17 protein-coding genes are annotated in these 20,513 nt (G+C 68.2%); 9 read left to right on the forward strand and 8 right to left on the reverse strand.

The features are described 5' to 3' along the window. Nucleotides 1–9: 9 nt before the first annotated feature. A complete protein-coding gene (gene sepH, locus L978_RS00990; RefSeq protein ID WP_047519417.1) occupies nucleotides 10–1,056 on the reverse strand; it encodes a septation protein SepH in 1,047 nt (348 codons plus the stop codon). A 198-nt stretch (nucleotides 1,057–1,254) separates the two neighbouring features. Between sepH and L978_RS00995 the strand changes: the two genes are divergently transcribed. Then, nucleotides 1,255–1,548 carry a DUF4193 domain-containing protein gene (locus L978_RS00995; protein WP_029259298.1) on the forward strand — a complete coding sequence of 98 codons (294 nt, stop codon included), beginning with the start codon at nucleotides 1,255–1,257 and terminating at the stop codon, nucleotides 1,546–1,548. A gap of 66 nt (nucleotides 1,549–1,614) precedes the next feature. On the opposite strand, the gene L978_RS01000 is transcribed toward L978_RS00995, so the two are convergent. Continuing rightward, nucleotides 1,615–2,085, reverse strand: a complete 471-nt coding sequence (locus L978_RS01000; protein WP_047519419.1) for a DUF3093 domain-containing protein — start codon at nucleotides 2,083–2,085, stop codon at nucleotides 1,615–1,617. Between the two features lie 12 nt (nucleotides 2,086–2,097). Between L978_RS01000 and dut the strand changes: the two genes are divergently transcribed. From dut to dxs, 5 genes are all read left to right on the forward strand, one after another. Beyond that, the gene (dut, locus tag L978_RS01005; RefSeq protein WP_047519421.1) at nucleotides 2,098–2,571 is read left to right on the forward strand and encodes a dUTP diphosphatase; all 474 of its coding nucleotides are present in this window, start codon (nucleotides 2,098–2,100) and stop codon (nucleotides 2,569–2,571) included. Then, nucleotides 2,564–3,151, forward strand: a complete 588-nt coding sequence (locus tag L978_RS01010) for a DUF3710 domain-containing protein (protein ID WP_047519423.1) — start codon at nucleotides 2,564–2,566, stop codon at nucleotides 3,149–3,151. Before dut ends, L978_RS01010 begins: the two co-directional genes overlap by 8 nt. After that, complete coding sequence (locus tag L978_RS01015; protein WP_047519425.1) at nucleotides 3,148–3,882, forward strand: DUF3159 domain-containing protein; 735 nt, start codon at nucleotides 3,148–3,150, stop codon at nucleotides 3,880–3,882. Before L978_RS01010 ends, L978_RS01015 begins: the two co-directional genes overlap by 4 nt. Nucleotides 3,883–4,035: 153 nt before the next feature. Next, nucleotides 4,036–6,870: an aconitate hydratase gene (locus tag L978_RS01020; protein ID WP_047519427.1), complete on the forward strand. Its 2,835-nt coding sequence runs from the start codon at nucleotides 4,036–4,038 to the stop codon at nucleotides 6,868–6,870. A gap of 156 nt (nucleotides 6,871–7,026) precedes the next feature. After that, entirely contained in the window at nucleotides 7,027–8,967 is a 1,941-nt protein-coding gene (dxs, locus tag L978_RS01025; RefSeq protein WP_047519429.1) for a 1-deoxy-D-xylulose-5-phosphate synthase, read from the forward strand. Between the two features lie 16 nt (nucleotides 8,968–8,983). Here dxs and L978_RS01030 read toward each other — a convergent pair whose 3' ends face one another. Both L978_RS01030 and L978_RS01035 read right to left on the reverse strand, forming a co-directional pair. Continuing rightward, nucleotides 8,984–10,435: a glycerol-3-phosphate dehydrogenase/oxidase gene (locus L978_RS01030; protein ID WP_052193237.1), complete on the reverse strand. Its 1,452-nt coding sequence runs from the start codon at nucleotides 10,433–10,435 to the stop codon at nucleotides 8,984–8,986. Continuing rightward, nucleotides 10,432–11,010 carry a TetR/AcrR family transcriptional regulator gene (locus L978_RS01035; protein WP_047519431.1) on the reverse strand — a complete coding sequence of 193 codons (579 nt, stop codon included), beginning with the start codon at nucleotides 11,008–11,010 and terminating at the stop codon, nucleotides 10,432–10,434. Before L978_RS01035 ends, L978_RS01030 begins: the two co-directional genes overlap by 4 nt. A 20-nt stretch (nucleotides 11,011–11,030) precedes the next feature. Here L978_RS01035 and L978_RS01040 point away from each other — a divergent pair, with 20 nt between their 5' ends. The 3 genes from L978_RS01040 to L978_RS01050 are packed head-to-tail and all read left to right on the forward strand — an operon-like array spanning nucleotide 11,031 to nucleotide 15,184. Further along, nucleotides 11,031–12,653 carry an FAD-binding oxidoreductase gene (locus L978_RS01040; RefSeq protein ID WP_231554947.1) on the forward strand — a complete coding sequence of 541 codons (1,623 nt, stop codon included), beginning with the start codon at nucleotides 11,031–11,033 and terminating at the stop codon, nucleotides 12,651–12,653. A gap of 1 nt (nucleotide 12,654) precedes the next feature. Continuing rightward, nucleotides 12,655–13,560, forward strand: coding sequence for a YegS/Rv2252/BmrU family lipid kinase (locus L978_RS01045; RefSeq protein ID WP_047519433.1), 906 nt, complete (start codon nucleotides 12,655–12,657; stop codon nucleotides 13,558–13,560). Continuing rightward, nucleotides 13,553–15,184 carry a GMC family oxidoreductase gene (locus L978_RS01050; RefSeq protein ID WP_047519435.1) on the forward strand — a complete coding sequence of 544 codons (1,632 nt, stop codon included), beginning with the start codon at nucleotides 13,553–13,555 and terminating at the stop codon, nucleotides 15,182–15,184. The genes L978_RS01045 and L978_RS01050 overlap by 8 nt, the downstream gene beginning before the upstream one ends. A gap of 110 nt (nucleotides 15,185–15,294) precedes the next feature. Here the strand turns inward: L978_RS01050 and L978_RS01055 are convergent, their stop codons facing one another. The 4 genes from L978_RS01055 to L978_RS01070 all read right to left on the reverse strand — a co-directional run bounded on the left by L978_RS01055 (nucleotide 15,295) and on the right by L978_RS01070 (nucleotide 20,494). After that, nucleotides 15,295–17,439, reverse strand: a complete 2,145-nt coding sequence (locus L978_RS01055) for a 3-hydroxyacyl-CoA dehydrogenase NAD-binding domain-containing protein (RefSeq protein ID WP_047519678.1) — start codon at nucleotides 17,437–17,439, stop codon at nucleotides 15,295–15,297. Between the two features lie 8 nt (nucleotides 17,440–17,447). Continuing rightward, complete coding sequence (locus tag L978_RS01060; protein WP_047519437.1) at nucleotides 17,448–18,653, reverse strand: thiolase family protein; 1,206 nt, start codon at nucleotides 18,651–18,653, stop codon at nucleotides 17,448–17,450. Between the two features lie 73 nt (nucleotides 18,654–18,726). Beyond that, the gene (locus L978_RS01065) at nucleotides 18,727–19,920 is read right to left on the reverse strand and encodes a ribonuclease D (RefSeq protein ID WP_047519439.1); all 1,194 of its coding nucleotides are present in this window, start codon (nucleotides 19,918–19,920) and stop codon (nucleotides 18,727–18,729) included. Beyond that, on the reverse strand, nucleotides 19,913–20,494 hold the full coding sequence (locus L978_RS01070; protein ID WP_047519441.1) for a DUF3000 domain-containing protein: 582 nt from the start codon (nucleotides 20,492–20,494) through the stop codon (nucleotides 19,913–19,915). Before L978_RS01070 ends, L978_RS01065 begins: the two co-directional genes overlap by 8 nt. Nucleotides 20,495–20,513: the final 19 nt, after the last annotated feature.

Raw genomic sequence — 20,513 nt, forward strand, 5'->3', positions numbered from 1 at the left:
GATGTGGCGCTATTCGTCCGTGCGAGCGCCGAAGACGATCTCATCCCACGAGGGCATCGCGTTCCGACGGCGACGGCGCCCACCGGACTCGCCGGAATCCGTGGGTGTGGGCTGCGACGATGCGGGCTGCGAGGCCTCCGGCTCCTCTTCCGGCTGATCCAGCGCGTCGAAGAGGGAGATCGGGTCGGAGCGCTCTGCGTCTTCCGCGTCGTCGAGCAGAGGAGCTGTCTCGCGCTGTCCGCGACGGCGTCGCAGAGCTTCGAGCAGGTCGGCCGTCTCGGGGTTCGTGCTCGGTGTCGAGGGCGCACGCTTGATCGCGGCGTCCTGCGCCGCGAGATCGGAGCGCTCCGGGAGGGAGGGATCTTCGAACTCCGCCTCCGGAGTCGGCAGGAGACGCGGACCGAACGCCCCCGAATCGAAGCGGCTCTCATCCTTGTAGGGCGATGTCGTGCGTTCGGCGTCGACCGCACGCAGTCGCGGGATGAGCCCCTCCGGCAGGGATCCCTGCCGTGAGAGCTGGGTCGCGTCGGCGTTCAGGGGTGACAGTGCACTGCGGCGAGGATCGAAGCTCCAGCGCGCGTCGTGTTCGACATCGTTGGCCGTGAACTCGAGCTTGATGGTCCAGCCGGAGTCCTCTTTCCAACTGGCCCAGCGCTCTGCAGTCGCCTCGATCTCGGCCAGCTTGGCGCGGACGGCGACGCCGAAGGTGGGCTGCGCGTCGGGCTCGACCTCGCTGCCGATCAACACCGGCACGGCGAGAGCCTGGCCGATGATGTGCTCTCGCTCGGCGAGGACCGGACCTTCGAACCGGGCGACGTCCTCGACGCTGATCCCGAGCAGCTCGGCGACTTCGGGAGCTGTCAGCCCGGCGCGGATCTGGGCCTGGATGTCACGAGGGCTCGCCGCAAGTTTCTGAGCGGTCGGCTCGGCCTGTCGGGTGGCGCGACGGATCTCGCGCTGCAGCATGTCGTCGATGGGCAGCGCGAACCGCTCGCCCGACTCGGTCGCGAGTACGAGGACTCCTGCTTCTGTGCCGACGATGGTGACGTTTTCCATGCGAATGCCCCTCTGATGGGTGTCCGTTCATGGTGTCACGCGAGGGGGCTCGTGACCGGGAATAGCGTGGGCGTGCCGTGAGTTTCCTCTGTCGCACGGACGAGCATTTGCGTTATGACCTCGGGTCGTGCAAACTATGGCCGCCGAATACCCGACGGCGCACCACCCACTCGCACCATGAAAGTGGAGATCTACCGCATGGCAACCGATTACGACGCCCCCCGAAAGAGCGAAGACGACTCCGAGTCGATCGAAGCCCTGAAGGAGCGTGTGCCGGACAAGCTCTCCGGCTCAAGCGGGGACGAAGACTCCGACAACCCGTCGAGCTTCGACCTTCCGGGTGCCGACCTTTCCGACCTCGAGCTCGACGTCGTCGTGCTGCCCGCGCAGCAGGACGAGTTCACATGCATGAGCTGCTTCCTCGTGAAGCACCGCTCGCAGCTCGACCACGAGGGCGCATCCGGGCCCATCTGCAAGGAGTGCGCTGCGTAGCAGCCCTTCGAGCGACGTCTCACGCGCCCCCGACCATCGTGGTCCGGGGCGCGCTGTCGTCTCCGGTCAGGCGCCGGTCTGCGCCGCGCGGATCGCTGCGGCCAGGCGGTCCGGAGTCCGCGTGGAGATTGTCCAGGCGTCGACCGGGTCGTCGACATCGAGATTCGGCACGACGACGATGCCGTCGATCCCACCGCGGATGAGATGCCAACCACGCGCCGGGAGTCCGGGCCCGCGTGCATGACGCGCATCCGCTCCGGTCAGCGCCACGGGATCGCCCAGGTGCGCGACATCGATATGTGCGCGGCCGGCGCGCAGGATGGTGCCCTCGACGGACACGACCGGCGTCGCGGCGACGAACGTCAGCACCAGGAGCGCGGAGACGGCTGCTCCGACGGCGAGCGCGACCGTCGATCCGATCGGGACGAAGACGAGCGACACCATCGGCCCCGCCACCGCGACGGTGACCAGCAGCCACAGGCTGGGAGCGAGTCGTTCGCGATAGCGCGGGCGTGTGTCTGTGCCGGTGTTCTGCATTAGCCTCATGGGGTGACCGATTCCGTTGATATCCCCATTATCGCCGCGGCGGTGCCCGGATACGCGCATCCGGGTGATGCCGGCGCTGATCTGGTGGCGGCCGAGGCCGTGCATCTCGGACCGGGCGAGCGCGCCCTCGTCGGCACGGGCGTCCGTATCGCCCTTCCCGACGGTTACGCCGCGTTCGTGGTTCCGCGCAGTGGTCTCGCAGCCAAGCACGGGATCTCGATCGTGAACTCGCCCGGGACGGTCGACGCCGGATATCGGGGCGAGATCAAGGTGAGTCTGATCAACACCGATATCCACAGCGCGTACGATGTGGCGGTCGGCGATCGCATCGCACAGCTGATCATCATGCCGGTGACTCGCGCCACGTTCCTCCCGGTCGGTGAGCTGCCGGAGAGCGTCCGCGGCGCCGGCGGATTCGGCTCCACCGGCTACCAGGCGGGGCACACGCAGAACGAAGCAGGGCAGGCCAATGACTGACAACAACGAGACTTCCCCGAAGTCGGCGCCCGAGAACCGCGCCACCGAGGGTCCCTTCGACGATTCCGAGGCGAATCCGGTTCGTCCCTACATCGACCTGGGTGGGATCAAGATCCTCCCCAGGGAGGGCCTGAATCTTCGACTCGAGGTCGAGGAGCAGACCAAGCGCATCGTCGCCGTGGGGCTCGACTACGCGGACTCCTCGCTGCAGGTGCAGCCGTTCGCCGCACCGCGATCGGGCGGTCTGTGGGACGAGACCCGTGTGCAGCTGCGCGACCAGGTCAAGGCGCAGGGCGGTCGCGTCGAAGAGCGCGAGGGTCCGCTCGGCAAGGAACTCCTCGCCGAGGTTCCCGCCACCGCGAGCGAGGGGTCCGGGCTGCGTCTCGCGCGCTTCATCGGCATCGACGGTCCGCGATGGTTCCTCCGCGGCGTCATCGGGGGAGCAGGCGCGTCGGATCCGGAGGCGGGTGCGAAGGTCGAGGATCTCTTCCGATCGATCGTCGTGGTCCGCGGCGGCTCGCCGATGCCCCCTCGTGACCTGATCCCGCTCAAGATGCCGGCGACCCCGGGATCCGCGTGAGCACCCCGGACCAGGACCCCGAGCGAGAGAAGCGCACCTCCGAGATCCTCGGTGAGGCGCTCGGCGGTGCCGCTCGTCGGGCCGGCCTCGACCCGGCGGAGAGTTCGAGCACGCACAAGGTCGTGTGGTCCGCGATGGGTGGGTGGCGCGGCATCCTCGAATCGGTGCTGCCCAGCCTCGCATTCGTCATCATCTTCACGATCCGCCCCGAACCGCTGATCCTGTCTCTCGGCGTCTCGGTCGGGCTCGCGGCGGTCTTCACGGTCGTCCGACTCCTGCAGAAGTCGCCGCCGTCGGCCGCGCTCGGCGGTCTCGTCGCCGCTGTGGCCGCCGCCGCCCTCGCGCTGTGGACCGGTCGAGGGGCGGACAACTTCGTTCCCGGACTCATCACGAACGCGGTGTACGGGACGGTGATCCTGGTGTCGGCCCTGATCGGATGGTCGCTGATCGGCCTCGCGGTCGGATTCCTGATGGGGGAGGGCACCACGTGGCGCAGTCATCGCCGTAAGCGACGTGCCTACTTCTGGCTCGGGATCGCGTGGGCTGCGCTGTTCTTCGCGCGGCTCGCCGTGCAGCTGCCGCTCTATCTCGCGGGAGACGTCACCGCCCTCGGCACCCTCAAGCTCGTCATGGGGTTGCCGCTGTTCGCTCCCCTCATCGCGGTGACCTGGCTGGTCGTCCGCGCTCTCCACCCGCGAGAGCCGGCGCGCGAGGATGCCTCCGAGGCGTGATAGATTTATCTTGATATCAAGATAAATCGCAGGCTTTCGCCCGCGGGCTGCGCGGAGCAGACTGGTTAGGTCCGCCTTGCTAGCCGCAGGGGCTCGCTGGCGAGCAAGATGGAGGCGCCTGTCGCTCCCATCCGAATAGAAGGAGACGGATTCGTGTCCACGGTGAACAGCTTCGGTGCCAAGAGCACCCTGACAGTCGGCAGCACCGACTATGAGATCTTCCGCATCGACACGGTGCCCGGTTTCGAGAAGCTCCCCTTCAGTCTCAAGGTCCTCCTGGAGAACCTGCTTCGCACCGAGGATGGCGCGAACGTGACGAAGGCGCAGATCGAGGCGCTGGGATCGTGGGATGCCGCGGCAGAGCCCAGCACCGAGATCCAGTTCACGCCGGCGCGCGTGGTCATGCAGGACTTCACCGGCGTCCCCTGCATCGTCGACCTCGCCACCATGCGTGAGGCCGTCACGGCACTCGGTGGCGACGCGAACAAGATCAACCCGCTCTCGCCCGCCGAGATGGTCATCGACCACTCCGTCATCGCCGACCTGTTCGGCTCGGAGAACGCCCTCGAGCGCAACGTCGAGATCGAGTACGAGCGCAACGGGGAGCGGTACCAGTTCCTGCGCTGGGGTCAGACGGCGTTCAGCGACTTCAAGGTCGTCCCGCCGGGAACCGGCATCGTCCACCAGGTGAACATCGAGCACCTCGCCAAGGTCATCTACGACCGCGACGTCAACGGCGTGCTCCGCGCCTACCCCGACACCTGCGTCGGCACCGACTCGCACACCACCATGGTCAACGGCCTCGGCGTGCTCGGCTGGGGCGTCGGCGGTATCGAGGCCGAGGCCGCGATGCTCGGTCAGCCCGTGTCGATGCTCATCCCGCGCGTCGTCGGCTTCAAGCTGTCCGGCGAGATCCCCGCCGGCGTGACCGCGACCGACGTCGTGCTCACGATCACCGACATGCTGCGCAAGCACGGCGTGGTCGGCAAGTTCGTCGAGTTCTACGGCGAAGGCGTCGCTTCCGTTCCGCTCGCCAACCGCGCCACCATCGGCAACATGTCTCCGGAGTTCGGCTCCACCGCCGCGATCTTCCCGATCGACGACGTGACGCTCGACTACCTGCGCCTCACCGGCCGCAGCGAGGAGGCCGTCGCGCTGGTCGAGGCCTACGCCAAGGAGCAGAAGCTCTGGCACGATGCCGCGCACGAGCCGACTTTCAGCGAGTACCTCGAGCTCGACCTCGGCACGGTCGTCCCGTCGATCGCGGGTCCGAAGCGCCCGCAGGACCGCATCCTCCTCTCCGAGGCGAAGTCGCAGTTCGAGCAGGACATCCTGAGCTACGCGTCGCCGTCCACCTCGGACTCGATCGTCGACCTCGAGTCGAAGCACTCGTTCCCGGCGTCCGACCCCGGTCAGGCACCCGGCGACGAGGAGCCGTCCACGCGTCCGGTGCACATCAACAGCGGTGCTCCCGCCAATGCCTCGAAGCCCGTGCCGGTCACCACGCCGTCGGGGGAGAAGTACATCCTCGACAACGGCGCGGTCACCCTCGCGGCCATCACCTCCTGCACCAACACGTCGAACCCGTCGGTGATGATCGCCGCCGGCCTCGTCGCACGCAAGGCGCTCGAGAAGGGCCTGAAGCAGAAGCCCTGGGTGAAGACCACGCTCGGCCCGGGCTCGAAGGTGGTCACCGACTACTACGAGAAGTCCGGTCTCGACAAGGACCTCGAGGGCCTCGGCTTCTACACCGTCGGCTACGGCTGCACGATCTGCATCGGCAACTCGGGTCCGCTGATCGAAGAGGTGTCGGAGGCGATCAACTCGCACGACCTCGCCGTCACGGCGGTCCTCTCCGGTAACCGCAACTTCGAGGGACGCATCAGCCCCGACGTGAAGATGAACTACCTCGCCAGCCCGCCGCTGGTGATCGCGTACGCTCTCGCCGGCTCGATGCACTTCGACTTCGAGAACGACGCGCTCGGGAAGGGCACCGACGGCGAAGACGTCTTCCTGAAGGACATCTGGCCGACGCCCGACGAGGTGCAGGAGATCGTCGACTCGTCCATCTCGCGAGACCAGTTCATCAAGCAGTACGCGACGGTCTTCGACGGCGACGAGCGCTGGCGCAGCCTCCCCACCCCGGATGACGCGATCTTCCAGTGGGACGAGAACTCGACCTACGTCCGCAAGGCTCCGTACTTCGACGGCATGACGATGGAGCTCACCCCGGTGAAGGACATCGAGGGTGCTCGCGTCATGGCGACGCTCGGCGACTCGGTCACCACCGACCACATCTCGCCGGCCGGAAACATCAAGCCCGGTACGCCCGCGGCCCAGTACCTCACCGAGCACGGCGTCGACCGCAAGGACTTCAACTCCTTCGGCTCGCGTCGCGGCAACCACGAGGTCATGATCCGCGGCACCTTCGCGAACATCCGCCTGAAGAACGCGATGGTCGCGGCCGTCAACGACGGACAGGTCGTCGAGGGTGGATTCACGCGTGACTTCACCCAGCCGGGTGGGCCGCAGTCGTACATCTACGACGCGAGCATGAACTACCAGGCGCAGGGCACGCCGCTCGTCATCTTCGGTGGCAAGGAGTACGGCTCGGGATCGTCGCGTGACTGGGCGGCCAAGGGCACGAGCCTGCTGGGCGTCAAGGCGGTCATCACCGAGAGCTTCGAGCGCATCCACCGCTCGAACCTGATCGGCATGGGTGTCGTCCCGCTGCAGTTCCCCGCGGGCGAGAGCTGGGAGTCGCTGGGTCTCGACGGCACCGAGATCGTCTCGATCTCGGGTCTGGAAGAGCTCAACAACGGAGTCACGCCGAAGACGGTCAAGGTCACGGCCACCCCGAGCGAGAACTCGCCCGAGGGCAAGCAGCCGGTGGAGTTCGACGCGGTCGTCCGCATCGACACCCCCGGTGAGGCCGACTACTACCGCAACGGCGGCATCCTGCAGTACGTGCTGCGTTCGCTGGTCTGATCGGGGCGACGATGGGGCTCGGGTCTTCGGACCCGAGCCCCATCGTCCTGTCAAGGGGGTGCTCGCTCACCCGGTTCTCCCGTGTGAGCGCGATAGGATCGGGATGGCGTCGGCGCCCTGTCCGACGCTTCCGGTGAAGCCTGTGAGGAGGCGCAGATGCCCATTCTTCCGAGCATCTCAGGACCCCGTGATCTGGATGCACTGTCGACGGATCAGCTCGCAGAACTCGCCGCGGAGATCCGCACCTTCCTCGTCGAGAACGTGTCCCGCACCGGCGGCCATCTCGGCCCCAACCTGGGCGTCGTCGAGCTGACCATCGCTCTGCACCGGGTTTTCTCCTCGCCCGACGATCCGTTCATCTTCGACACCGGCCACCAGTCCTACGTGCACAAGCTGCTCACCGGGCGACAGGACTTCTCCGAGCTCCGGGTGCGCGGCGGACTCGCCGGCTATCCGCAGCGCGGCGAGAGCGACCATGATGTGGTGGAGTCCTCGCACGCGTCGAGTTCCCTCAGCTGGGCGGATGGCATCTCCCGGGCGCTGACGGCGACGGGGCGTGCAGATCGTCATGTCGTCGCCGTCGTCGGCGACGGCGCGCTCACTGGCGGCATGACCTGGGAGGCGTTGAACAACATCTCCGACGACAACGACCGCAACCTGGTGATCGTCGTCAACGACAACGGCCGTTCGTATGCGCCGACGATCGGCGGCATGTCGCGGTATCTCAACCGCGTCCGCACCGCTGCCGCGTACAAGGATCTCCACCGCAAGTCGGACCGACTGTTCCGCGCCTTCGGTCCAGTGGGGCGTGCCGTGTTCCGCGGTGTCCGGGGCGGCACACACGGGTTCCTCTCCCGTTTCGCCAACAACGAGGCGCTGTACTCGAACCTCGACATCAAGTACCTCGGCCCGGTCGACGGGCACGATCTTCCCGCCCTCCTCGAGACGCTCGAGCTCGCGAAGTCGTACGGCGCGCCGGTCATCGTCCACACGATCACCGAGAAGGGCCGCGGCTACCAGCCTGCGCGTGATGACGAGGCGGACCAGTTCCACGCCGTCGGCAAGATCGATCCGACGACCGGTGAGACTCTGTCAACGGGGGGGCGCGGCTGGACCGACGTCTTCTCCGATGCTCTGGTCTCGGTGGGGGAGCGCCGGAACGATGTCATCGCGATGACGGCCGCGATGCTGCGACCGACGGGTCTCGCGCCGTTCGCCGAGCGGTTCCCGGATCGGGTGTACGACGTGGGCATCGCCGAGCAGCACGCGGTGGCGTCGGCCGCCGGTCTCGCCTTCGGTGGACTGCACCCCGTGGTCGCGTTGTACGCCACCTTCATGGGGCGCGCTTTCGACCAGGTCCTGATGGACGTCGCACTCCACCGCGCGGGCGTCACCTTCGTGCTCGACCGTGCCGGCGTGACCGGCCCTGACGGCCCCAGCCACCACGGCATGTGGGACCTGGCGATGCTGCAGATCGTTCCGCACATCCGCATCGCGGCTCCTCGCGACGGCGCTCGGCTGACCGAAGCGCTCGAAGAAGCCGTGCAGGTCGATGATGCGCCGACCGTCATCCGATTCCCGAAGGGGGAGGTGGCGCCAGACCTTCCGGCGATCGAGAGGCTGCATGACGGTGTCGACGTGCTCGCCCGTGGTGAATCCGAGGACGTGCTGGTCGTGGCGATCGGTCCCTTCGCCGAACTCGCGCTGGATGTCGCCGACAGGCTGCGGGCGCAGGGGATCGGGGCGACCGTCATCGATCCGCGGTGGGCCATCCCCGTGCAGCCGTCGATCGTCGAGCTGGCCGCTCACCACCGCCTCGTGATCACGTTGGAGGACGGTATCCGCGTCGGCGGGATCGGTACGCGGGTGCGGCAGGTGCTCCGCGAGGCCGGGATCGACACCGCTGTCGACGAGCTGGGCCTCCCTGACGAGTTCATCGATCACGCGTCACGGGACCAGATCCTCGGTGACGCGGGTCTGACAGCGCCGAAGATCGCCCAGGACATCGTGTCCCAGGTGCTCGGTACCCGGATCCCGAAGGCGCGTCACGCAGGGGAGACCGGGACGATCGACCTGCCACTGCGCGAAAGCCGCTGATACGGCGTCTGCTCGTTCAGCCGAGGGCGGCGAGCGTGTGCGCGACGATCGGTGCGATGATCGGTCGGCAGCGTTCGTGATCGGCGGCGACGAGACCGATGCGCGTGCGGCGGTCGAGTACGTCCTCGACGGTCAGCGCCCCCTCGACGCGCACCGCGAAGTCGACCTCAGCATGGGTCAGGCCGGTGGACGCGTCGATCACCTCGTCGGAACCGGCGACCACTCGGTCGACGAGCCGGAGCGAGGAGGTTCTGCTGGACGATGCCGGCAATGCGCGAGTGCGGACGGCGACATCGACCGCGTCCTCGGCCATCCTCCGATAGGTCGTCAGCTTTCCGCCGAGCACGGTGATGAAGCCGTCGTCGGCCGTCGTCACCAGGTGCTTCCGTGAGACGTCCGCTGTCGTGTCGCTGCCGCTGTCGACCAAGGGGCGCAGCCCTGCGAAGGCGCCGCGCACCTGGTCACGCCGGATCGATGTGGCCACGACACGGTTGAGGCTGGACAGAAGGAACTCGATCTCGCGTTCGGTCGGCTCAGCGACCTGAGGCACCGGACCGGGGGCGTCCTCATCCGTGAGGCCGACGATCATGCGGCCGTGAGCCTGCGGCAGAGCGAAGATGTAGCGACTGATCGATCCCTCGTGCGGGATGGTGAGCGCGGCCCTCGGGTTCCCGAGATCGGCGGCGTCCAGCACGATGTGCGTTCCTCGACTCGGCCGCACGCGGATCGTCTGGTCGAGCCCTCCTGCCCAGACACCCGTCGCATTGATGACGGCGTGTGCGCGGAGCTCGAACCGCTCGCCGGTGATCGTCTCCTCCACGGATGCCCCATCGCCGCGCAGGGCGACGGCGCGGACCCGGGTGAGGATGCGGGCGCCGAGTGCTGCTGCTGTCCGGGCAACGGTCGTGACGAGCCTGGCGTCGTCGACGAGCTGGCCGTCGTAGGACAGCATGCCGCCACGGAGGCCCCGTGGATCCAGTGCGGGCACCAAGCGGGTCGCCGAGCGGGCCGACACGAACGAGGGGGCGGGGAGGACCGCGCGGGGCGTACGCGCCCGCATCCGAAGCAGGTCGCCCATTCCCATGCCCACCGCGCCCGCGACGCGCTGACGCAACGAGATGCCCGATGCGAACGGGAGGAGTTGTCCGAGCGGGTGGATCAGATGCGGGGCGATCGTCATCAGGAGCAGATGCCGTTCGAGCGCACTCTCCTTCGCTGTCTCGAAGTCACCGGTCGCAAGGTAGCGCAGTCCGCCGTGTACGAGTTTGGAGCTGAAGCGGCTGGTACCGAAGGCGAGATCCTCCGCCTCGATCAGGGTGACGCGAAGCCCGCGGGAGGCCGCATCGAGAGCGACGCCCGCGCCGGTGATTCCGCCGCCGACCACGAGGACGTCGACCTTCTCCTCCGCGGACCGCGCCAACTCCACGCGTCGCCGCGCGACGTTCAGTGCGGACGACTCGGACATCATGGCCGGAGCAGTCCGTCGAGTGCCGCCCGCAGTTCGCGTTCCCACGCGTCCTCGGAGATCAGCTCCGACACGGTCCCGTGCGACAGCACCGCGGATTGGGCCACGAGCAGGAGCATCACCGCGATCTCCGAGGGCGGCGCGGGGCGGACCGAGTCCTGAGCCTGCGCGGTGCCGATCGCGGTGGTCAGCCACTGCAGGATCAGGCGCTGACTCGATCCCACCCGTTCGAGCGTGTATCGGGTGAAGGCTTCGGGTTCATCCGCGAGCAGGCGCGCGAAGAGCGGGTCTCGGCGGAAGAGGGCGGTGAACAGCAGGATGTCGTCGACGAGCGCCGCACGGGTGTGCACTCTGGCGGGGAGCGCGCTCAGGATGCGTTCGACCCTGCGCAGGAGCGTCGAGCGGACGACATCGTCGGCGTCGGCCCAGTTGCGGTAGATCGTGGGGCGGCTCAGCTCGGAGCGACGCGCGAGCTCTGCGATCGTGACACCGCGGACGCCGCGCCGTTCGAGGAGGTCGTCGGCGGCATCGAGGATCCGGGTCTGTGTCGCATCCCCGAGAGGTTGACGTTCTTCCATGATGTGTCACACTGTAACGCATGGCGCAAGGAGATGTCGTGGTCGATGCGGACCCGTCGATGAGATGGAACGGCTGGGGTGATCCGGCGAAGGCGAAGGACCTGCCGCTCGCCGTGCGAGCGTTGCTTCCGATGCTGCTCGGGCGGGTACGCAAGCCCGAGCCCACCGTGGAGCTGGCACATGTGCAGTTGGCACCCTCACGCTTGACCGATGAGGACCATGCGGCCTTCTGCACCGCGGTCGGCCCGGAGAACGTCGATGCCGCCGCCGAGGCGCGTATCCGTCACGCCGGCGGGCGGTCGACGCCGGACCTCCTCCGGCGCCGCGAGGTCCATCAGGACGCGCCGGACGCCGTCCTTCGTCCCGCGGATCATGCAGAAGTCCGAGCGTGCCTCGACGTCGCCGTCGCACGGGGGATCGCGGTGATCCCGTTCGGTGGCGGTACGAGCGTCGTCGGAGCGCTGGATCCCGAACGGGGCCCGCACCACGCTGTCGTGAGCCTCGATCTGCGACGCCTGAGCGGTCTGATCCGGCTCGATGAGGTCAGCGGGGATGCCGTGCTGGCGGCGGGAACGACGGGGCCGGAGGCGGAGGCGCTGCTGTCTGCGCGCGGATTCGAGCTCGGCCACTTCCCCCAGAGCTTCCGCTACGCCACGATCGGCGGATTCGCGGCGGCGCGGTCCTCGGGGCAGAACTCCGCGGGCAACGGGCGCTTCGACACGATGGTCACCGGGATCAGGGTGGCGACACCCACGGGTGACATCGAACTCGGACGCTCTCCGGGGTCCGCGGCGGGGCCCGACCTGATCAGGATCTTCCTCGGTTCGGAGGGCATCTTCGGTGTGATCACCGAGGTGCGGGTACGTGTGCACCCGATCCCGCGCGACCGGGTGTTCGAGTCGTGGTCTTTCCCCGACTTCGCGAGCGGTGCCGAGGGACTCCGCGGGGTCGCCCAGCAGGGTGGCGGCCCCACCGTCATCCGGCTGTCGGATGAGGCGGAGACCGCGGTGAGTCTCGCCCAGGTCGGCAGGATCGGCAAGGCCCTCGCGAAGGGCGCGAGCGTGGTGACGGTGTACGAAGGAGAGGACATCGCCGAGCGGCGCGCCCGGACCGCCGTACGGCTCGCTGCCGCTGGAGGGGTCTCTGCGGGCGAAGGGCCGGCCGAGGAATGGCGGAAGAGCCGATTCGACGGGCCCTACCTGCGCGATTCGCTGCTCGACGCCGGAGTCTTCTGCGAGACGCTCGAGACCGCGACGACCTGGTCGAACCTGCAGGCGCTACGTTCGGCCGTCGAATCGGCGCTCAAGGCCGGCTTCGCCGACGTCCGTGCGAAGTCGTACGTCATGTGCCATGTGTCCCACATCTATCCGAGTGGGGCGTCGCTGTACTTCACGGTGCTCGCCGCCCTCCGTGCAGAGCCGCTCCGGGTGTGGGACGCGGTGAAAGCGCGCGTCAACGATGCGATCATCGACTCGGGCGGGACCATCAGCCACCACCATGCGGTCGGCAGGGATCATGCGCCTTGGCTCCGCCAGGAGATCGGCGAGACCGGCATCCGCATCCTCTCCGCCATCAAGCGCGAACTCGACCCCGCCGGCGTCCTCAACCCCGGCGCTGTGCTCCCTCTCGAGCGGATGCACTGACGTGTCCGAGCACATCGCCGTGCTCGCGAACCCGTACGCAGGCAAAGGCCGAGGCGAGCGGGCGACCGAGACGGCCGTCCGTCTCCTCCGGGAGCACGGCGTCGACGTGCGCACCTACGCGGGTGTCTCGGCAACGGATACCGCCCAGCTCGCCGTGGCCGCGCTGGCGGATGAGCCGCGTGTCCTCGTGGTCGTGGGGGGTGACGGCACGCTCTCCGGCGTGCTCGACACGGTGTGCGACGCCGCCGTCCCCATCGTCCTCGTGCCCGCGGGCACAGGGAACGATCTCGCCCGGGCGCTCGGGCTCCCGCGCGGAGACGCCCGGGCTGCCGCCGAACTCGCCCTCACGGGCGTGCCACGAGAGATCGATGTCGGCGTGGTCCGCACCGCGGAGGGCAGCCGGAGGTTCCTGACCATCGCGGCGCTGGGCTTCGACGCGAAAGTCAGTGATCGCACCAACCGGCTCCGCTGGCCGCACGGCGCGCCGCGTTACTACCTCGCACTGCTCATCGAGCTCCTGCGACTGACGCCGATGGACTTCATGCTCGCGGTGGACGGTGAACCCGCCAGGAGGTCGCCGGGGACGCTCATCGCTGCCGGCAGCACCTCCAGCTACGGGGGCGGGATGCCGATCTGCGCCGGGGCTGTGCCGGACGACGGGTTCCTCGACATCGTTCATGTCGCCCCGCTGGGCCGACTGCGCCTGCTGCGGCTCTTTCCGCTGCTGCTCCGCGGAACGCATCTCGCGCGCGGTGAGGTCGCGCATCGTCGCGCGCGGTCGGTCACGGTGTCGGCCCCGGGTCTCGTGGTCTACGCCGACGGCGAGCGGATCGGCGAGGATGAGTGCACGATCTCGGTGATTCCGGGAGCGCTCACGATGATGGTGCCGAAGGAGGGCGATGACTGAGTTCGATGAAGATGTCGTGGTCGTGGGTTCCGGATTCGGCGGTTCCGTCGCCGCACTGCGACTGGCGGAGAAGGGTTACCGTGTGCGCGTCTACGAAGCGGGGCGTCGCTTCGAAGACGACGACTTCGCGAAGACCAACTGGAACGTCCGCCGGTACCTGTGGGCACCGGCCCTGGGCTGCTACGGGATCCAGCGCATCCACCGACTGCCGCATGTGATGATCCTGGCCGGGGCCGGCGTGGGAGGCGGATCGCTCAACTACGCGAACACGCTGTACCAGCCCGGATCGGCCTTCTTCGCGGACCCGCAATGGCGCGGTATCGCGGAGTGGGAGACGGAGCTCGCACCGCACTACGCCACGGCGAAGAGGATGCTCGGCGTCGTCGAGCACTACCCGCATACGGGACCTGTGGAGAGGATCATGGCCGGTGCCGCGGAGGACCTCGGCGTCGGCGACACCTTCCGGCGCGCGCCGGTCGGCGTCTGGTTCGGAAAGCCGGGGGAGCGCACACCAGACCCCTTCTTCGGCGGCGAGGGCCCCGATCGCACCGGATGCACCCTCTGCGGGAACTGCATGGTGGGTTGTCGTGTCGGCGCGAAGAACACACTGATGAAGAACTACCTCGCTCTCGCGGAACGCCGCGGGGTCGCGATCGAGGCGCTGCGCACGGTCAGCGAGGTGCGCGAGCTCCCCAGCGGAGGATTCGCGGTCACGACACAGCGCAGCGGGGCGTGGCTCCGGCACACGCGGAGGACGGTGACCGCCAAGCAGGTGGTGCTGGCGGCCGGCACGTGGGGCACGCAGCAGCTCCTGCATCGGATGAAGGAGTCCGGCGCACTGCCGCGGATCTCTGGGTCGATCGGCCGTCTCACCCGCACCAATTCGGAAGCGCTGGACGGCGCGGTCGCCACGGACGTCCCGGAGTCTCTCCAGCTCGCTCGCGGCGTCGCGATCACGACCTCGTTCCACATCGACGAGCGCACGCACGTCGAGAACGTCCGCTACGGGCCGGGCTCGAACCTGATGGGGGCGCTGGCGACGGTCATCGTCCCCGGAGGGCGGCCGCTGGGGGTGCGGCTGCGCAGCCTCGTCGCGCAGGTGCTCCGCTCTCCGCTGCGGCAGTTCCGTCTGGGGAGCCTCCGGCGCTGGAGTGAGCGGGGGATCATCGCGCTGGTGATGCAGACGGCGGACAACTCGCTCACCCTCTCGCTACGCCGCCGCTTCGGTCGCCTCGTGATGACGAGCGCGCAGGGCCACGGATCGCCGAACCCGAGCTACCTGCCCCAAGCTCACACCGCGGCTGCGGCGATCGCCGCGCGGGTCGAGGCCGAGGGCGGGGTGCCCGCTGCTCCGCGCGGATCCTGGCCGGAGGTGTTCGGCATCCCGCTCACGGCGCACTTCCTCGGAGGTGCCGTGATCTCCGCATCGCCGGCACACGGGGTCATCGACGCGTACCACCGCGTCTGGGGGCATCCCGGGCTGCACGTCGTCGACGGTGCCGCTGTGCCCGCCAATCCCGGGGTGAACCCTTCGCTCACGATCACCGCGCTCGCGGAGAGGGCACTGTCGTACTGGCCTCGCTACGGTGAGGTCGACGGCCGACCGGTTCAGTCCACGGGCTGAGCCTCGGCGACGGGAATCTGCGGTGCCACGTCATCGCAGAACGGACGACGAAGCGCCCCACCGGATTCGCGGGGAATCCCGTGGGGCGCATCGAGTGATGGTGTTCGCGGTCAGCGGCTCTCGACGCCGCGGATCTGCGGAGTGTGGAACGAGCTGCCGAAGGCCCGCTCGGACGCTCCCTCACGGTCGAGGTACGGCGAGGCGCCCCCGTCGATGAACGGCCAGCCGGCGCCGAGGATGAGGCACAGATCGATGTCCTCGACCTCGGGCACGACACCGTCATCCAGCATCAGCTTGATCTCCTGTGCCAGGCCGTCCTGAACGCGCTGCAGGATGGTCGCTGCGGAGGCAGGGGTCTTGCCGACCGCCGGCTTCAGCACTTTCTCGGCCTGCTTGGTCCAGCCGATGACGCGCCCGCCCTTGTCCTTCTCCACGACCGCGTCGAGTTCCGCGAGCGCATGGAAGTTCTCGTTGGCGTAGAACCGGTCGGGGAAGGCGTGGACCATCGTGTCCTGCACGTGGGCGGCGACCTTCCACCCGACCAGGTCGATCAGCTGGAACGGCCCCATCGGGAGACCGAGCGGGCCGAACGCCTTCTCGACGTCGGCGATCGGCGTGCCCTCGTAGACCGCGCGGGCCGCCTCGCCCATGACCTTGGCGAGCAGTCGGTTCACGACGAAGCCCGGCGCGTCGGCGGTGAGCACCGCGTTCTTGCCGAGATTCTTCGCGACGACGAAAGCCGTCGACAGCGCGGCATCGTCCGTCGCCGGTGTCTTCACGATCTCGATCAGCGGCATCACTGCGACCGGGTTGAAGAAGTGGAAGCCCACGAGACGCTCGGGGTGCGCCAGCTTGGAGCCGATCTCCTCGACGGACAGCGACGAGGTGTTGGTCGCGAGGATCGCGTCCTCGGCGATGACCTTCTCGATCTCGCCGAACACCTGCTGCTTGACGCCGACCTCTTCGAACACGGCCTCGATCACGAAGTCGCAGTCCGCGTAGAGGCTCTTGTCGGTGGTGCCGGTGACGAGCGCGCGCAGCTTGTTGGCCGAGTCGGAGTCCAGGCGTCCCTTCGCCTCGAGCTTGCCGATCTCCTCGTGGATGTAAGCGACGCCCTTGTCGACGCGCGCCTGGTCCAGGTCGGTGATGAGCACGGGCACCTGTAGCTTGCGCACGAACAACAGCGCGAACTGGCTCGCCATGAGACCGGCGCCGATGATGCCGACCTTGGTGACCTTCTTCGCGAGCTGCTTGTCCGGAGCGCCGACAGGACGCTTGGCGCGCTTCTGCACGAGGTCGAACGCGTACATGGACGCCGCGAACTGATCGCCCGTGACGAGCTCGGCGAGTGCCTCGTCCTCGCGGGCGAAGCCCTCTGCCTTGGTTCCGGCTTTGGCCTTGTCGAGCAGGTCGAGCGCGGCATACGGCGACTTCGGCACGGTGCCGATCTTCGACTCGAGCATCCCGCGTGCCATCTTGATGGCGATCGGCCACTTGGTGAGGCGTTCGATCTTGCCGGGCTCGTTCTTGCGCTCGACCTTCTTGCCGCCGAGAACGGCGTCCGCCCACGACAGGGAGTTCTCGAGGTAGTTCGCCGCGGGGAAGATCGCGTCGAAGATGCCCAGATCGAATGCCTGCTGAGGCTTGAGCATGCGGTTCTGCTTGAGCGGGTTGGAGATGACGACCTCGAGCGCGTTCTCGATGCCGATCAGGTTCGGCAGGAGGTATGCGCCACCCCAACCGGGGATGATGCCGAGGAAGACCTCGGGCAGGGCCACTGCCGCCGCCGAGGCGTCGACCGTGCGGTAGCTGGAGTTCAGAGCGATCTCCAGGCCGCCGCCCAGAGCGAGGCCGTTCACGAAAGCGAACGAGGGCACACCGAGATCTCCGAGCTTGCCGAGCACCTTGTGGCCGAGCTGCGCGATCAGACGGGCGTTGTCACGCGAGCCGACCTTGCTGATGTCGGACAGATCGGCGCCCGCGGCGAGGATGTACTGCTTTCCCGTGATGCCGACCGCCTGGATCTCGCCCGCGGCCGCTCGTGCCGTGAGAGCGTCGAGTGTTTCACCCAATTGAGTGAGGGTCGCCGGACCCAGCGTGTTCGGACGCGTGTGATCACGGCCGTTGTCGAGTGTGATCAGGGCGAGCACCTTGCCGGAGGCGAGACGGATGTCGCGCACGGGCGACTGCGTGATGACCTCGCCCTCGGTGAGCGCCTGGATGGGGGAGAAGTCGATCTCGTCGTAGTTGGTCACAGTGGCGCTCACTTCTTCTTCTTGCCGTCGTAGTGCGGGTTCTCCCAGATGACCGAACCGCCCTGACCGAGGCCGACGCACATGGCGGTCAGACCGTAGCGGACATCGGGGCGCTCAGCGAACTGGGCCGCGAGCTGGATCATCAGACGCACCCCGGACGCCGCGAGCGGGTGTCCCAGCGCGATCGCGCCGCCCCACTGGTTGACGCGGGGGTCGTCGTCGGCGATGCCGAAGTGGTCGAGCAGAGAGATCACCTGGATGGCGAACGCTTCATTGAGCTCGAACAGGCCGATGTCGTCGATCGTGAGTCCGGCCTTCTTGAGGGCCTTCTCGGTCGACGGGATCGGTCCGATCCCCATGATCTCAGGCTGCACACCGGCGAAGGCGAACGAGACCATCCGCATCTTCGGCGCGAGTCCGAATTCCTTCACCGCTCCGCCCCCGGCGAGCAGCGACATCGTCGCACCGTCGGTGAGCGGGGAGGAAGTGCCGGCGGTGACGCGCCCGTGCGGGCGGAACGGTGTCTTGAGGGACGCGAGATCTTCCATCGTGGTCTGCGGGCGGCGGCCCTCGTCCTCGGTCGCGAGACCCCAGGCGCCATCCGGACCCTTGGTGGCGACCGAGACGAGGTCGGGCTGGATCTTGCCGGCGTCGTACGCTGCCTGCACCTTGTGCTGGCTGAGCATCCCGAATCGGTCCGAGCGCTCCTTCGTGAGGTGCGGGAAACGGTCGAAGATCCGCTCCGCGGTGACGCCCATGTTGAGCGCGCCGGGATCGACCATCTTCTCGGCGACGAAGCGCGGGTTCGGGTCGGCGTTGCCACCGATGGGGTGGTGGCCCATGTGCTCGACGCCGCCGGCGAGGGCGAAGTCGTACATGCCGACGCCGATCGACGCGCCCATGGTCGTCACGCTCGTCATCGCGCCTGCGCACATGCGCTCCACGGCGAGACCGGGCACGGTCTGCGGAAGGCCGGCGAGGATCGCCACGGATCGCCCGAGCGTCAGCCCCTGGTCGCCGGTCTGGCTCGTCGCCGCGATCGCGACATCGTCGATGCGGTCGGCCGGCACGGCGGCGTTGCGCTCCATCAGGCCGATGGTCGCCTTGACGGCGAGGTCATCCGCGCGGGTGTTCCAGTACATGCCCTTTTCGCCGGCGCGCCCGAAAGGGGTGCGTACTCCATCGACGAAGAAGACGTCCGAGATCTCGGCCACTCTGCCTCCAAGTTAGTGCGTGGCCTCAGTCTACGAAGCCCGTGAAAACCGGGAGGAATCGGTTGGATCGAACCTACGAAGCGGTCGCGGGGGTCGCGTCGGGCGTTTGCGCGGCTTCTACAAAGGCCGCAGCGATCTTCTGTGCAGTCTGTGCAATCTGCCAGGGGCGGGCGCCTAGTGCGGCCAATGCAGCGCCGATCTCCTCCGGGGTCTCTCCCGGCAGCTCCCAGGCCACGCGGCGCAGATACTCCGGGGTCAGGAGGTTCTCGGTCGGCATCCCCAGCTCTTCGGCCGTGGCCTCCACGACGGGTCGCGCAGCCTTGAGTCGCGCATCCGCTTCCGGATTACGGTCTGCCCACGCGCGGGGCGGGGGAAGGCTGTCACTCGGCACGCGCTCACGGGGGAGGTCTTCCGTCGCCCTGCCCTCGACGATGGCCTGCCACCAGCGGTCGAGCTGTGTGCGACTGGCGCGCCCCTGGAACTCCTTGACGCCGGCCAGAGCCTGCTTCGACGGCGGGTTCGCCATCACCGCGGCCACCAGGGAGCGGTCCGGCACGAGTCGTCCGGGCGAGACGTCCTGGTCCTGCGCGTATGCCTCGCGGGCTTGCCACAGAGAACGGGCGACCGCGAGGTTACGGGCGCCGCGCACCTGATGCAGGCCGCTGAGTCGGCGCCAGGGGTCTTCTCTCGGGGGTTTGGGCGCGCGTGTCAGGGTGGCGGCGAACTCCTCCGCCGCGATCTCCGTCTTGCCCTGCTCCTCGAGCTCCAGGACGAGGGCATCCCGGACGTCGATCAGATGCAGGACGTCGAGAGCGGCATACTCCAGCCAGGAGTCAGGAAGCGGACGCGTCGACCAGTCGGCGGCGGAATGCTCTTTCTTGAGCGTGATGCCCAAGGTGTCCTCGACGACCGCCCCGAGCCCGACGCGCTCGTGACCGAGCAGGCGGGAGGCGAGTTCGGTGTCGAAGATCGTCGGCGGTTCCAGATGGAGCTCCCGAAGGGACGGGAGGTCCTGACTTGCGGCATGCAGCACCCACTCCACGTCGCCGATCGCGTCCTGGAGTGGAGCGAAGTCACCGATCGCAGGTGGATCGAACAGGAAGACCCCGGCGTCGCGACGGAAGACCTGCACGAGGTAGGCGCGTTGCGAGTATCGGAAGCCGGACGCGCGCTCCACGTCCACGGCCACGGGCCCGGTACCGGCGGCGAGCACGGCGCACGCCGCGCGGAACTCCTCAGCATCCGAGATCACGGAGTATTCAGTCACGTACAGCCTTTCGCGCGCCGATCACGGCGATGCCCTCGGAGCCGGGCGGAAGTCCCGCCAGCATTCCGACCAGCTCGGCCCATGCTTCGACGTGGGGTCGGAACGGGCCTTCCGGAGTCCAGGACGCCCGCAATTCTATCTGGGCCCCGTCGCCCTCGATGGCGAGCCCGCCGAATCCCTTCGACAGTGTCTTGGTCGACGTGCCCGATTCCGAGTGGTAGACGGCCTGGCGGGAGTCGAGCGCATCGACCAGCCACGACCACGTCACATCGGCCAGGAGGGGGTCGGTGCCGATCTCGGTCTCGAGCGGGGCCTGCGCGAAGATGACGATGCGCCAGGAGCCGCCCCATGCTCCTGGTTCCTCCGGATCGTGCAGCAGGACGAACCGGCCGGTGCCGTACACGGACTCGCCGTCACCCTCCGGGCGCACATCGGCGGCGAGGGCGATGGCGAAGGGCGCGAGGCCCTGCGGCGTGGCGATCTCGCGCACCGTGATGTCATCGCGGAACTCGGTCGCGCGCAGTTCGGCCACGGCGCTCTCGAAGGGCGTCCCGGCTTCGGGGGGTGCGGTCACGGCAACAGGCTAGAGTCAG

It is taken from the genome of Microbacterium sp. ZOR0019, from assembly GCF_000800925.1.
GTDB lineage: Bacteria > Actinomycetota > Actinomycetes > Actinomycetales > Microbacteriaceae > Microbacterium > Microbacterium aurugineum.

Excerpts from the sequence above, each read along its gene's own strand:
- sepH (WP_047519417.1), bottom strand. The coding sequence starts at position 1,056 with ATGGAAAACGTCACCATCGTCGGCACAGAAGCAGGAGTCCTCGTACTC.
- L978_RS00995 (WP_029259298.1), top strand. The coding sequence starts at position 1,255 with ATGGCAACCGATTACGACGCCCCCCGAAAGAGCGAAGACGACTCCGAG.
- L978_RS01000 (WP_047519419.1), bottom strand. The coding sequence starts at position 2,085 with ATGCAGAACACCGGCACAGACACACGCCCGCGCTATCGCGAACGACTC.
- L978_RS01010 (WP_047519423.1), top strand. The coding sequence starts at position 2,564 with ATGACTGACAACAACGAGACTTCCCCGAAGTCGGCGCCCGAGAACCGC.
- dxs (WP_047519429.1), top strand. The coding sequence starts at position 7,027 with ATGCCCATTCTTCCGAGCATCTCAGGACCCCGTGATCTGGATGCACTG.
- L978_RS01030 (WP_052193237.1), bottom strand. The coding sequence starts at position 10,435 with ATGATGTCCGAGTCGTCCGCACTGAACGTCGCGCGGCGACGCGTGGAG.
- L978_RS01035 (WP_047519431.1), bottom strand. The coding sequence starts at position 11,010 with ATGGAAGAACGTCAACCTCTCGGGGATGCGACACAGACCCGGATCCTC.
- L978_RS01040 (WP_231554947.1), top strand. The coding sequence starts at position 11,031 with ATGGCGCAAGGAGATGTCGTGGTCGATGCGGACCCGTCGATGAGATGG.
- L978_RS01050 (WP_047519435.1), top strand. The coding sequence starts at position 13,553 with ATGACTGAGTTCGATGAAGATGTCGTGGTCGTGGGTTCCGGATTCGGC.